This window comes from Mycolicibacterium peregrinum (genome assembly GCF_001665625.1).
Taxonomy (GTDB): Bacteria; Actinomycetota; Actinomycetes; order Mycobacteriales; family Mycobacteriaceae; genus Mycobacterium; species Mycobacterium peregrinum_B.
The window spans coordinates 14081-27465 of the sequence record NZ_LZSY01000166.1 but is presented as its reverse complement, the minus strand read 5'-3'; the positions used below and the strand labels follow the sequence as shown (position 1 = coordinate 27465).

Sequence of the window (13385 nt, the reverse complement as noted above, 5' to 3'; positions counted from 1 at the left end):
ACAGCCACAGCGTGCCGAGCACGACCAGTCCCGTGAACGCCGCACTGACCCCTTTGACCGCGATGTGCTGGCGGTCGAACCAGGCCATCACGACGTCGTAGCGAGCCCGGACGTAACGCAGCGCCCGCTTCGCGAAGTCGAATTCGCTGGCCAGGATCGCCAGGCCGAGAAACACGATGGCCCAGCCGGGTCCCGGGTACGGGATCGCCACGATGCCGACCGCCAGCACATCGCGGTCAAAGGGGTCAGTGCGGCGTTCACGGGACTGGTCGTGCTCGGCACGCTGTGGCTGTTCGGCGTCGTCGGTTTCGCGGCGGGCCTTGTCGGGTTGGAGCAGGAGTGGCTCAAGAGCCCCATCGGGCTGGGGTCCTGATCAGCAACCCCGATGGCCCACCCCGATAGCATGACAGCGTTCGCACTAGCCCACGCATGGTAGGAGACTCCCCGATGAGCGCCGCCCTCAGCCCAGCCCCCGCTGCACCGATCCGGGTCGCGGCCGGGACGACCGCCGGCGCGGCGGTGCGCGAGGCGGATCTGCCCAGCCGCGGGACCCCCGACGCGATCGTGGTGGTGCGGGACAGCGAGGGGCGACTTCGCGACCTGTCCTGGACCCCGGACACCGACGTCGAGGTGACTCCGGTGGCCGCCAACACCGACGACGGCCGCAGCGTCATCCGGCATTCGTGCGCCCACGTGCTCGCCCAGGCCGTGCAGGACCTGTTCCCGCAGGCCAAGCTCGGTATCGGGCCGCCCATCACCGATGGTTTCTACTACGACTTCGATGTCGCCGAGCCGTTCACCCCGGAAGACCTGCAGAAGCTCGAGAAGCGGATGCAGAAGATCGTCAAGGACGGTCAGCTGTTCTCCCGGCGCGTCTACGAATCCAAGGATCAGGCCCGCGAGGAGCTCGCCGGCGAGCCCTACAAGCTCGAGTTGGTCGACGACAAGTCCGGTGACCCGGATGTGATGGAGGTGGGCGGCGACGAACTGACCGCCTACGACAACCTCAACGCCCGCACCAAGGAACGGGTGTGGGGCGACCTGTGCCGCGGTCCGCACATCCCCACCACCAAGTACATCCCGGCGTTCAAACTCACCCGTAGCAGCGCCGCGTACTGGCGCGGTGACCAGAACAACGCGAGCCTGCAGCGCGTCTACGGCACGGCCTGGGAGTCGCAGGAGGCTCTCGACCGCCACCTCGAGCTCATCGAGGAGGCCCAGCGCCGCGACCACCGCAAGCTCGGCGTCGAACTGGACCTGTTCAGCTTCCCTGACGAGCTCGGCTCCGGCCTGCCGGTGTTCCACCCCAAGGGCGGTGTGATCCGTAAGGAGCTCGAGGACTACTCGCGGCGCAAGCACTCCGAGGCCGGCTACGAGTTCGTCAACACCCCGCACATCACCAAGGAGCACCTCTACATCACGTCCGGTCACCTGGAGTGGTACGCCGACGGCATGTACCCGCCGATGCACATCGACGCGGAGTACAACGACGACGGCACCGTGCGCAAGCCCGGACAGGACTACTACCTCAAGCCGATGAACTGCCCCATGCACCACCTGATCTACCGGGCGCGGGGCCGCTCGTACCGCGAACTTCCGTTGCGGCTCTTCGAGTTCGGCTCGGTGTACCGCTACGAGAAGTCCGGCGTGGTGCACGGGCTGACCCGGGTGCGCGGCATGACCCAGGATGACGCGCACATCTACACCACGCGTGAGCAGATGCGCGACGAGCTGACCTCGCTGCTGCAGTTCGTGCTCGACCTGCTCTCGGACTACGGCCTGGACGACTACTACCTGGAGCTGTCCACCAAGGATCCCGACAAGTACGTGGGCTCCGACGAGATGTGGGACGAGGCCACCGAGACCCTGCGCTCGGTCGCCGAGGCCTCCGGTCTGGACCTGGTACCGGATCCGGGTGGCGCGGCGTTCTACGGCCCCAAGATCTCTGTTCAGGTCAAGGACGCGCTGGGCCGCAACTGGCAGATGTCGACCATCCAGCTGGACTTCAACATGCCCGACCGCTTCGAGCTGGAGTACACCGCCGCCGACGGAACACGTCAGCGTCCCGTGCTGATCCACCGCGCGCTGTTCGGCTCGATCGAGCGCTTCTTCGGGGTGCTCACCGAGCACTACGCGGGCGCGTTCCCGGCCTGGCTGGCGCCGGTGCAGGTGGTCGGTATCCCGGTGGCCGACGCGCACGTGGACTACCTGTACGACGTTGCCGCCCAACTGAAGTCGCGCGGGGTGCGGGTCGAGGTCGACGGCAGCGACGACCGGATGGCGAAGAAGATCGTCAACCACACCAACCAGAAGGTGCCGTTCATGCTGCTGGCGGGCGACAAAGATCTGGAGGCCGGCGCCGTGTCGTTCCGGTTCGGTGACCGCACCCAGATCAACGGTGTGCCGCGCGATGAGGCCGTGGAGGCCATCGTGAAGTGGATCGCCGACCGCAACAACGCGGTGCCGACGGCGGACCTGGTACCGGTGGGCTTGTGATGAGCGCTCGCGCGAAGAACCGACGGGTATGCGGATGACGGGGGATGAGCGGTCCATCATCGATCATGGCGTGGGTGAACCCGACCATCTGCAGCGGCTGTGGACACCGCACCGGATGAGCTACATCGTCGACGCGGTCAAGAGCGACCAGAAGGTGGGCTCGGCCGGCTCGTCGCAGCCGTTCACCGACATCCCCGCGATGTCCGACGAGGACGGCCTGATGGTGGCCCGCGGTGAACTCGTGTACGCCGTGCTCAACCTCTACCCGTACAACCCGGGCCACCTCATGGTGGTGCCGTACCGGCGGGTGTCGGAACTGGAGGACCTCACCGAGGCCGAGAGCGCCGAGCTGATGGCGTTCACGCAGAAGGCCATCCGCGTCATGAAGGCCGTGTCGCGCCCGCACGGGTTCAATGTCGGACTGAACCTGGGCACCTCGGCCGGGGGATCGCTGGCCGAGCACCTGCACATGCACGTGGTGCCGCGGTGGGGCGGCGACGCCAACTTCATCACGATCATCGGTGGCGCCAAGGTCATTCCGCAGCTGCTGAGCGAGACCCGGGAGCTGCTGGCAGGAGAATGGGCCCGCCAGCCGTGAGCAATCTCTTCCTGATGAGCCGGGCGGCCTACGTCAAGCTGTCGCGGCCGGTGGCCAAGGCGGCGCTGCGCGCGGGCCTGACCCCCGACATCGTCACCATTCTCGGCACCGCCGGCACGGTGACCGCCGCGCTGACCCTCTTCCCGATCGGTCAGTTGTGGTGGGGCGCGTTCGCGGTGTTCGTCTTCGTACTCGCCGACATGCTCGACGGTGCGATGGCCCGGGAACGTGGCGGTGGCACCCGGTTCGGTGCCGTGCTGGACGCGACATGTGACCGGATAGCCGACGGCGCGGTGTTCGCCGGTCTGCTGTGGTGGGCGGCGTTCGGCATGAACAGTGCGACGCTGGTCGTCGCGCTTCTCATCTGTCTGGTCACCTCTCAGGTGATCTCCTACATCAAGGCGCGCGCCGAGGCCAGTGGTCTGCGCGGCGACGGTGGGATCATCGAGCGCCCCGAGCGACTGGTGATCGTGCTGGTCGGCGCCGGCTTGTCCGGCGTGCCGTTCCTGCATGTGCCGTGGCTGCTGCAGGTCGCGGCGTGGCTGCTGGCGGTGGCCAGCGTCGTCACCGTGGCGCAGCGACTGCACGCGGTGCGCACGTCGGAGGGCGCCATGGACCCGCTGCAACCCCCGGGAGCCTCGTGAACATTCCGCTGTCCGGGCAGGTGACCGACCTGGGTTACGCAGCAGGTTGGCAGCTGGTCCGCGCCATGCCGGAGATCGTGGCGCGCAACGTGTTCGACGCGGGTGCCCTCTACGCCTCGCGCGGCGGCGGGCCGAAGCAGCTGCGGAAGAACCTCGCCCGGGTCATCGGGGTGGCCCCGTCCGAGGTGCCGGAGGAGTTGATCCGTGCCTCGCTCGCCTCTTATGCCCGGTACTGGCGGGAGGCGTTCCGGTTGCCGTCGATGGACCTGATCGCCGTGGCCAAGCGAGTCGATGAGGTGTTCATCGGGGCGGACAAACTGAACGCCGCCCACGACGCCGGCCTCGGCGGTGTACTGGCGCTACCGCACAGCGGCAACTGGGACATGGCCGGCGTGTGGCTGGCCCAGCAGTACGGCACTTTCGCCACCGTCGCCGAACGCCTCAAGCCTGAATCGCTGTACCGGCGGTTCATCGACTACCGGGAGAGCCTCGGATTCGAGGTCTTCCCGTTGTCGGGCGGGGAGCGACCACCGTTCGAGGTGCTCTCGGAACGGTTGCGCAACAACATGTTCGTCTGCCTGATGGCCGACCGCGACCTGACCCGCAACGGGGTGGAGGTCGACTTTTTCGGTGAACCCACCCGGATGCCCGCCGGGCCGGCCAAGCTGGCGATCGAGACCGGCGCCCCGCTGTTTCCTGCGCATGTCCACTACGACGGGGACGACTGCGTGGTCGAGATCTTCGACGCGCTCGACACCTCGTCCGGGGAGGTGTCCGTGGTGATCCAGGCGTTGGCCAACCGGTTCGAGGCCAACATCGCCGCCCACCCCGAAGACTGGCACATGCTGCAGCCGCAGTGGCTGGCCGATCTGTCCGACGAACGTCGTGCCCGACTGGGTACCACCTGATGAGCGCTTGCGCGAAGAGGCGACGGAGCTAGCCATGCGTATCGGGATGGTCTGTCCGTATTCGTTCGATGTGCCGGGCGGTGTGCAATCCCATGTGCTGCAACTGGCCGAGGTGATGCGTGCCGGCGGACACCACGTCAGCGTCCTGGCGCCGTCGTCGCCGCACGTGAAGCTGCCCGATTACGTGGTGTCGGGCGGCAAGGCCGTCCCCATCCCGTACAACGGCTCGGTGGCTCGCCTGCGGTTCGGACCGGCCACCCACCGCAAGGTCAAGAAGTGGATCGCCGAGGGCGACTTTGATGTGCTGCACCTGCACGAGCCCAACGCGCCGAGCCTGTCGATGCTGGCACTACAGGCCGCGGAGGGGCCGATCGTGGCGACTTTTCACACCTCCACGACAAAATCGTTGACGCTCAGTGTGTTTCAGGGAATCCTGCGCCCGTTCCACGAGAAGATCGTCGGCCGCATCGCGGTGTCCGACCTGGCCCGGCGTTGGCAGATGGAGGCGCTCGGTTCGGACGCGGTCGAGATTCCCAACGGTGTCGATGTGCCGTCGTTCGCGAATGCGCCTCGGCTCGAAGGCTATCCGCGGCCCGGCCGCAGCGTGCTGTTCCTCGGGCGCTTCGACGAATCCCGAAAGGGCATGCCGGTGCTGCTGGGTGCCCTGCCGAAACTGGTTCGGCGGTTCGGTGACATCGAGATCTTGGTCGTCGGCCGTGGCGATGAGGAGGCGCTGCGGGAGCAGGCCGGCGAGCTCGCCGGGCACCTGCATTTCCTCGGGCAGGTCGACGACGACGCCAAGGCCGCGGCCATGCGCAGCGCCGACGTGTACTGCGCACCCAACCTCGGCGGCGAGAGTTTCGGCATTGTGCTGGTCGAGGCGATGGCGGCGGGGACGCCCGTGGTGGCCAGCGAGCTAGATGCGTTCACCCGGGTGCTCGACGGTGGCCAGGCCGGCCGCCTGGTGCCGGTCGGCGACGCCGACGCCCTGGCCGATGCGCTGATCGAGGTTCTCGGCGACGAGGCGTTGCGCGACCGCTACATCGACGCGGCCACCGAGCGGGTGGCACGCTACGACTGGTCGGTGGTGGCCGGGCAGATCATGCGGGTGTACGAGACCGTGGCGAGCCCCGGGGTGAAAGTGCAGGTGGGCGACTAACCATGTCGACCTGGATCGTGATCGCGGCGCTGGCGCTGCTGGTCGTCCTGTTGCTCATCGGGGGATGGGCGTATCAGACCGCCAACCGACTCGACCGGCTCCATGTGCGCTACGACCTGTCGTGGCAGGCGCTGGACGGCGCACTGGCGCGCCGGGCCGTCGTGGCCCGCGCCGTCGCGGTCGATGCCTACGCCGGGGCCCCCGAGGGCAGACGGCTCGCGAAGCTGGCAGACGCCGCCGAACGCGCCCCGCGGCCGGCACGTGAGGCCGCCGAGAACGAGCTCTCGGCCGCACTGACCGCGGTCGATCCCGCCGAGCTGCCGGTCGCCCTGGTCGCCGAACTGGCCGATGCCGAGGCTCGGGTGCTCCTGGCCCGGCGGTTCCACAACGATGCCGTCCGCGACACCCTGGCGTTGCGGGAACGCCCGATGGTGCGGGCGCTTCGGCTCGGCGGAACCGCCGCACTGCCAACCTATTTCGAGATCGTAGAGAGTCCCGACGCCCAGGCTGTGCCCAACCTGGGGGTCAACCCGGTGAGCCGTCGGACCTCCGCGCGAGTGGTGCTGCTCGACGAGACCGGCGCGGTGCTGCTGCTGCGCGGCAGCGACCCCGCGATCGACAGCCCGGACAAACCAGCGCCGCGGTGGTGGTTCACCGTCGGCGGCGCCGTCCGCTCCGACGAGGAGCTGGTCGACGCAGCGGTGCGTGAGCTCGCCGAGGAGACCGGACTGCAGGCGACACCGGCCGAGCTTGTCGGGCCGGTGTGGCGGCGCGACGCCGTCATCGACTTCAACGCCTCGGTGATCCGCAGCGAGGAGTTCTTCTTCATCCACCGCACCACCCGGTTCGAGCCTTCGGCAACGGGGCGCACGACGCTGGAGCGGCACTACATTCACGGGCACCGCTGGTGCGATGAGACAATGATCGCCGAGTTGGTTGCCGGCGGGGAGGCCGTGTATCCGCTTCAACTGGGTGAGCTGCTGGCTCAGGCCAATGAACTGGCCGAACAGCCGACAGCGCCGCCGGCGAATACGCGTGGAACCGCGCATCGGGAGCTGCAAGCCATCCGGTGATTGCGGATTTAATGGATTTGGCGGCTTTAATAGACTGAATCAGTGGGAATGTGGAGGTGATTGCGATGGATATCGCAGCGCAGAACGGTTCGAGCAACCAGACCGGTACCGCGCGGGTGAAGCGCGGGATGGCTGAGATGCTCAAGGGCGGCGTCATCATGGACGTCGTCACCCCTGAACAGGCCAAGATCGCCGAGGGCGCGGGAGCCGTCGCCGTCATGGCGTTGGAGCGGGTGCCCGCCGACATCCGCGCCCAGGGCGGGGTGTCGCGCATGTCGGATCCCGACATGATCGAGGGCATCATCGAAGCGGTCACCATCCCGGTGATGGCCAAGGCGCGGATCGGACACTTCGTCGAGGCGCAGATCCTGCAGAGCCTGGGCGTCGACTACATCGACGAGTCCGAGGTGCTGACCCCGGCCGATTACGCCAACCACATCGACAAGTGGCGCTTCACCGTGCCGTTCGTGTGCGGGGCGACCAACCTGGGTGAGGCGCTGCGTCGGATCACCGAGGGTGCGGCGATGATCCGTTCCAAGGGTGAGGCCGGCACCGGAGACGTCTCCAATGCCACCACCCACATGCGCAAGATCGGCGGCGAGATCCGTCGGCTCACCTCGATGAGCGAAGACGAGCTGTACGTGGCGGCCAAGGAGCTGCAGGCGCCCTATGACCTGGTGGCCGAGGTGGCCCGGGCCGGCAAGCTGCCGGTCACGATGTTCACTGCCGGCGGTATCGCCACTCCGGCGGATGCGGCGATGATGATGCAGCTCGGTGCCGAGGGTGTGTTCGTGGGTTCGGGCATCTTCAAGTCGGGCAACCCGGCGCAGCGTGCCGCGGCGATCGTGAAGGCGACCACGTTCTACGACGATCCGGATGTGTTGGCCAAGGTGTCGCGCGGTCTGGGCGAGGCCATGGTCGGGATCAACGTCGAGGAGATCGCCCAGCCGCACCGGCTCGCCGAACGCGGCTGGTAAATACCTCCTATGGCGATCGAAGAGATCCTCGACCTGGAGCAGCTCGAGGTCAACATCTATCGCGGCGGGGTGTTCAGCCCGGAGTCGGGCTTCCTGCAGCGCACGTTCGGCGGTCACGTGGCCGGGCAGTCCTTGGTTTCCGCGGTTCGGACGGTCGATCCGACGTTCCAGGTGCATTCCCTGCACGGCTACTTCCTGCGTCCGGGCGATGCCCGGGCACCGTCGGTATACATCGTCGAGCGCATCCGCGACGGCGGATCGTTCTGCACCCGACGGGTCAGCGCGATCCAGCACGGCGAGACGATCTTCACGATGTCGGCGTCCTTCCAGACCGACCAGACCGGCATCGAACATCAGGACCCGATGCCCGAGGCGCCCGGGCCCGACGACCTGCCCGGGTTCCGGTCCGGGGGAGCGTTCGACGACGCCGGATTCGCGCAGTTCGCCGAATGGGACGTCCGGATCGTGCCGCGGGACAAGGTGGCCCGGCTGCCTGGCAAGGCTTCGCAGCAGCAGGTCTGGTTCCGCCACCGGGACCCGCTGCCCGACGATCACGTGCTGCACATCTGCGCGCTGGCCTATATGAGCGATCTGACCCTGCTGGGTTCGGCCCAGGTCAACCACCTCGACGTGCGCAAGCATCTGAACGTGGCCTCACTGGACCACGCCATGTGGTTCATGCGGCCGTTCCGCGCCGACGAATGGCTGCTCTACGACCAGTCGTCACCCTCGGCGTGCGGCGGGCGTTCGCTGACCCAGGGCAAGATCTTCAACCGCTACGGCGAGATGGTGGCCGCGGTGATGCAGGAGGGACTGACCCGCTACCAGCGCAACTTCACGCCACCGGAAGGCTCGTGAGCCCCCGGGTCGGGGTGCTCGCGCTGCAGGGGGACACCCGCGAGCATCTGGCTGCGCTGCGTGAAGCGGGTGCCGAAGCAGGCACCGTGCGGCGACTTTCCGAACTCGACGCGGTCGACGCCCTGGTGATCCCCGGTGGGGAGTCCACCGCGATGAGCCATCTGTTGCGCGAGTTCGAGCTGCTCGAACCGCTGCGGGCGCGCATCGCGGCGGGATTGCCCTGCTACGGCTCGTGCGCCGGGATGATCCTGCTGGCCACCGAGATCAACGACGCCGGCACGCCCGGGCGGGAGGCCGTTCCGCTGAAGGGTATCGATATGACGGTGCGGCGCAATGCTTTTGGCCGTCAGGTCGATTCGTTCGAGGGTGCCATCGACTTCGAAGGTCTCGACACTCCGGTCCATGCGGTGTTCATCCGGGCACCGTGGGTCGAGCGGGTCGGGCCCGATGTCAAGGTATTGGCCCGCGCCGCCGACCACATCGTCGCGGTGCGTCAGGGCTCGATGCTGGCGACGTCGTTCCATCCCGAGATGACCGGGGACCGTCGCATCCACAAACTGTTCGTCGATTCGCTCTGACCCAGCAAACCCACGGCGGCCGCATAGCTCAGTCATAGCCGGCACCGACTTAATGGACGTGTGACGACGACGCTTGACGAGGCCTGCGCCGAGCCCGCCCAGGAAACCCCGCCGGCTGCCCCGCGATTCGATCGTGAGCGCCTGGGCTTGGCGGCCCTGCTGATAGCCACCGCCGTGGCCTACCTGTGGAACATCACCGTCAACGGGATGGGCAATGAGTTCTATGCCGCCGCGGTTCAGGCCGGTTCGACCAACTGGGAGGCGTTGCTGTTCGGGTCACTGGATCCGAACAACTTCATCACCGTGGACAAGCCGCCGGTATCGCAGTGGGTGATGGCGCTGTCGGGTCAGCTGTTCGGGTTCAGCAGCGCCAGCATGCTCATCCCGGAAGCGTTGATGGCCGTCGGCTCGGTCGCGCTGCTCTACGGGGCGGTGCGCCGGATCAGCGGACCCCGTGCCGCGCTGCTGGCCGGTGCCGCCCTGGCGCTCATGCCGGTGACGGCGTTGATGTTCCGGTTCAACAATCCCGATGCGGTGATGGTCCTGTTGATGACGGCTGCCGCCTACTGTGCGGTGCGCGCGCTGGGACATAACGGCGCCCGCTGGATGGCGCTCGCCGGTGTCGCGCTCGGGTTCGCGTTCCTGGCCAAGATGCTCGAAGGGCTGATGGTGATGCCTGCCATCGGGTTGGTCTATCTGGTGGCCGCACCCGTCACGGTCCGCCGCCGGCTGCTGCACCTGCTGGGCTCGCTGGCCGCGTTCCTCGCATCGTCGGGCTGGTTCGTGTTGCTCACCCTGGTGTGGCCGGCCTCGTCGCGGCCTTACCTCGCCGGGTCCACCGACAACAACTTCATGAATCTGGTGTTGGGCTACAACGGATTCGGCCGGGTTCTGGGGCACAACCACTACGGCACGCACGTCGACGTCGATCCGGTTGCCTCCGCCGGGCAACAGCACGGTTTCGGCGGATTCGGCAACCAGACCCAGGGCCTGCCGCGGTTGTTCACCGGCGAATTCGGATTCGAGATCGGCTGGCTGGTGCCGACGGCCCTGCTCGCGGTGGTGCTGGTGCTCGTGTCGCGGGGTCGGGCGCCACGCACCGACATCGTGCGGGCCGGCGCCATCCTGTTCGGCAGCTGGCTGGTGATCGACGGTCTGGTGCTGAGCTTCATGAAGACCAACGTGCACCCCTACTACTGCCTGTCCCTGGCTCCGGCCGTGGCGGCGATGTTCGCGATCGGCATCCACGAAATGTGGCACCGGCGCGAGGGCCGGCTGGGCCAGATCGGTTTGGCCACCATCCTTCTGGGCACCGGGGTGTGGGGCTTCTGGATCCTGTCCCGCAACGCGTCCTGGCTGCCGCCGCTGCGGTGGGCGATCCTGGTGGTGACGGTAGCGGCCACCGTCGGCCTGCTGTGGGCGCTGCGTGGCGGGCACCGGACCACGGCGACCGTCGCGCTGGCCGCGGCACTGATCAGTGGACTGGCCGGAACGACCGCCTACACGGTGGCCACCCTGGGGCAGCCGCACACCGGAGGCGGCCCGAGTGTCGGGCCGCCCGATCCCGACGACGGCCACGGGCACAGCTGGCACTCCGACAATCCCGAGGTCAATGCGATGCTGCGGGCCACCACCACCAAATGGTCGGCGGCCATCAACCGGTCCGGGGCCGCGTCCGGACTCGAATTGTCCACCGCCACAGCGGTCATGGCGATCGGTGGCTTCACCGGAAGCGATCCCGCGCCGACACTGGCGCAGTTCCAGACCTATGTCGCCGACCAGCAGATCACCTACTACATCCTCCCGGAACCCAAGAACAAGGACCACGGGTTCTTCGGCAACAATTCCCACACCGACATCTCCGACTGGGTGAAGGCGAACTTCACGTCGACCAAGGTCGGTTCGGACACGGTGTACGACCTGCGCGCTCCGCTCAAGAAGTAGCCACCGTGCCCAGCGATTCCGAAACCTCCCACAACTTCTCGGCGCGGTCGGGATCGGTCGCATAGGGCTCGGCATCGGAGCGCACCGCGCAGTCCGCCAGGTACAGCCCGCCACGGCCGTCGAGGTCGGCGCTGACGGCCGCCCACACCTGGGTGGCGGCACCCTGCTCGGGCGTCGACACCTTAATGGCGTGTGAGCGGGCCTGGCCGCTGACCGCGATCACATCGTCGCGGGACATGTGCCGGGCCAGGTTGGTGGCCACCATTCCCGGATGCACGGCGAACGCGTGGATGCCCCGGTCGCGAAGTCGGTGGTCGAGCGCGACGGCATGCAGGATGTTGGCGGTCTTGGCTGCGCCGTAGGCGGCGAACTTGTCGTATTCGCGGCGATGCCAGTTCGGATCGTCCAGATCGACGTCGCCGAGACGATGTCCCTCGGAGGAGAGATTGACGATACGGGTGCCTTCGACGAACTGTGGCTGCAGCAGGTTTGTCAGCGCGAAGTGGCCCAGATGGTTTGTCCCGAACTGCGTTTCGAACCCGTCGACGGTGCGGCCGAACGGGGTGAACATCACCCCGGCGTTGTTCATCAGCACGTCGATCACCGGGGCGAGCTCGGTGATCCGGGATGCGGCCTCGCGCACACTGGCCAGTGAGGCGAGATCGACGACGACGCCGGACAGATGCGCGTCGTGCACCTCGGCGTGGATGGCGGCACGGGTCTCCGAGAGTGCGGCGGCGTTGCGGGACGCCAGCACGACGTGCGCCCCGGCAGACGCCAGGGCCCGGGCCGACTCGCGACCCAGCCCCGACGTGGCGCCGGTGATCACGCAGGTCTTACCACGCATACTCATCGGTTGGCGCCCTCGACGATGACACCCGCGGCCTGCTCCATCGGCTTGATGACGGAGGTGAAGTCGGATTCGGCGCCTTCGGTGCGAAGCGTCTGCTCCCAGATCCGTTGCACCGTCTCGGCCATCTCGACCGGCAGACCCAGCGACGTGGCCTCAGACAGGTACAGCCCCACGTCCTTGGCCATCAATCCGGTGGCGAACCCGTAGTCGAAGGTGCGGGGGAGTACCGCACGCGGAAACTTGTCGCGGCTGGCGTGTGTCCCGCCGGATCCGGCGTTCAGCACGTCGATCATCACGTCGGCACTCAGCCCCGCCTTGACGCCCATCACCATCACCTCGGCGGTCGCGGCCAGGGTGGTGGCGGCCATCAGGTTGTTGATCAGTTTCATGGTCTGCGCGGCGCCGGGCTGTTCGGAGACGAAGATCGCCCGGCCCAGCACCTCGAAAACTGGTGCCAGCGCATCGAATTCGGTCCGTGCTCCGGACACCATCACCGCCAGGGTGCCGGCCTGGGCGCCGTGCATTCCGCCACTGACCGGGCTGTCCAGGGCGGCGATACCCCGTGCGGCGAGTGTTGCGTGATTGCGTTGTGCGGCCCCGCCGCCCACGGTGGACAGGTCGACGAAGCGCCGGACCCGGGACCCGGCCACGACGTCGGCCACCACGGATTCGGACACCTGCGGGGTCGGGAGGCTGGCGAGTACCGACTCGGTGCGGTCGGCCACGTCGCGTACCGAGTCCGCCCGCGAAGCGCCCAGTGTGGTCGCCCTGGCCAGGACATCGTCGCGCACGTCGAAGGCCACCACCGGAAATCCCGCCGCCAGCAGTCGTTCCATCATGGGCCACCCCATGTTGCCCAGGCCGATGAAGCCGATCGGCTCACTCATCGGCTGCCGGGCTCTCGTCGAGTTCGGCGAACACGGCGCGGGCTGCCCGGTTGCTGTCGACCGCGGCCGGGATGCCCGCGTAGATGCCGACCTGCAGGAAGATCTCGCAGATCTCCTCGCGGGTCACCCCGTTGGTGAGCGCGCCCCGGATATGGGTGCTCAACTCGTTGGGCCGGTTCAGCACTGCGATCATCGCGAGGTTCAGCATGCTGCGGGTCTTCAGTTCCAGGCCCTCGCGCCCCCACACCGCGCCCCAGCAGTATTCGGTGACCAGGTCCTGCAGCGGTTTGGAGAAGGCGTCAACGTTCCCGGCCGCATTGCGGACATACTCCTCGCCGAGGACGGCGGTGCGGATCGCCAATCCCTTGTCATACGTGTCTTGATCCATGGCATGCCTTTCAGTAGCGCGG

13 protein-coding genes and 1 pseudogene are annotated in these 13385 nt (G+C 67.6%); 10 read left to right on the top strand and 4 right to left on the bottom strand.

Annotation, left to right across the window (positions count from 1 at the left end):
- A pseudogene (locus A5779_RS26110) lies at positions 1-229 on the bottom strand (TIGR02611 family protein); the annotation flags it as partial.
- Between the two features lie 218 nt (positions 230-447).
- Between A5779_RS26110 and thrS the strand changes: the two are divergent.
- From thrS to A5779_RS26060, 10 genes are all read left to right on the top strand, one after another.
- A complete protein-coding gene (thrS, locus tag A5779_RS26105) occupies positions 448-2496 on the top strand; it encodes a threonine--tRNA ligase (RefSeq protein WP_064886622.1) in 2049 nt (682 codons plus the stop codon).
- 34 nt (positions 2497-2530) lie between these two features.
- Positions 2531-3094, top strand: coding sequence for an ATP adenylyltransferase (locus A5779_RS26100; RefSeq protein ID WP_064886628.1), 564 nt, complete (start codon positions 2531-2533; stop codon positions 3092-3094).
- Complete coding sequence (gene pgsA, locus A5779_RS26095; RefSeq protein WP_064886627.1) at positions 3091-3738, top strand: phosphatidylinositol phosphate synthase; 648 nt, start codon at positions 3091-3093, stop codon at positions 3736-3738. Before A5779_RS26100 ends, pgsA begins: the two co-directional genes overlap by 4 nt.
- On the top strand, positions 3735-4646 hold the full coding sequence (locus A5779_RS26090; protein ID WP_064886621.1) for a phosphatidylinositol mannoside acyltransferase: 912 nt from the start codon (positions 3735-3737) through the stop codon (positions 4644-4646). Before pgsA ends, A5779_RS26090 begins: the two co-directional genes overlap by 4 nt.
- Positions 4647-4680: 34 nt before the next feature.
- On the top strand, positions 4681-5805 hold the full coding sequence (locus A5779_RS26085; protein WP_064886620.1) for a glycosyltransferase family 4 protein: 1125 nt from the start codon (positions 4681-4683) through the stop codon (positions 5803-5805).
- Between the two features lie 2 nt (positions 5806-5807).
- Positions 5808-6878: an NUDIX hydrolase gene (locus tag A5779_RS26080; protein ID WP_064886619.1), complete on the top strand. Its 1071-nt coding sequence runs from the start codon at positions 5808-5810 to the stop codon at positions 6876-6878.
- A 65-nt stretch (positions 6879-6943) separates the two neighbouring features.
- Positions 6944-7855 carry a pyridoxal 5'-phosphate synthase lyase subunit PdxS gene (pdxS, locus tag A5779_RS26075; RefSeq protein ID WP_064886626.1) on the top strand — a complete coding sequence of 304 codons (912 nt, stop codon included), beginning with the start codon at positions 6944-6946 and terminating at the stop codon, positions 7853-7855.
- Between the two features lie 9 nt (positions 7856-7864).
- Complete coding sequence (gene tesB, locus A5779_RS26070; RefSeq protein WP_064886618.1) at positions 7865-8713, top strand: acyl-CoA thioesterase II; 849 nt, start codon at positions 7865-7867, stop codon at positions 8711-8713.
- Complete coding sequence (gene pdxT / locus A5779_RS26065; RefSeq protein ID WP_064886617.1) at positions 8710-9291, top strand: pyridoxal 5'-phosphate synthase glutaminase subunit PdxT; 582 nt, start codon at positions 8710-8712, stop codon at positions 9289-9291. Before tesB ends, pdxT begins: the two co-directional genes overlap by 4 nt.
- Positions 9292-9351: 60 nt before the next feature.
- On the top strand, positions 9352-11235 hold the full coding sequence (locus tag A5779_RS26060; protein ID WP_064886616.1) for an ArnT family glycosyltransferase: 1884 nt from the start codon (positions 9352-9354) through the stop codon (positions 11233-11235).
- Here A5779_RS26060 and A5779_RS26055 read toward each other — a convergent pair.
- From A5779_RS26055 to A5779_RS26045, 3 genes are read right to left on the bottom strand one after another with little or no spacing between them, the layout of a single operon-like run.
- Complete coding sequence (locus A5779_RS26055) at positions 11225-12088, bottom strand: SDR family NAD(P)-dependent oxidoreductase (RefSeq protein WP_064886615.1); 864 nt, start codon at positions 12086-12088, stop codon at positions 11225-11227. The genes A5779_RS26060 and A5779_RS26055 overlap by 11 nt on opposite strands.
- Positions 12085-12975 carry an NAD(P)-dependent oxidoreductase gene (locus tag A5779_RS26050; RefSeq protein WP_064886614.1) on the bottom strand — a complete coding sequence of 297 codons (891 nt, stop codon included), beginning with the start codon at positions 12973-12975 and terminating at the stop codon, positions 12085-12087. The genes A5779_RS26055 and A5779_RS26050 overlap by 4 nt, the downstream gene beginning before the upstream one ends.
- Positions 12968-13363: a carboxymuconolactone decarboxylase family protein gene (locus A5779_RS26045; RefSeq protein WP_064886613.1), complete on the bottom strand. Its 396-nt coding sequence runs from the start codon at positions 13361-13363 to the stop codon at positions 12968-12970. The genes A5779_RS26050 and A5779_RS26045 overlap by 8 nt, the downstream gene beginning before the upstream one ends.
- Positions 13364-13385: the final 22 nt, after the last annotated feature.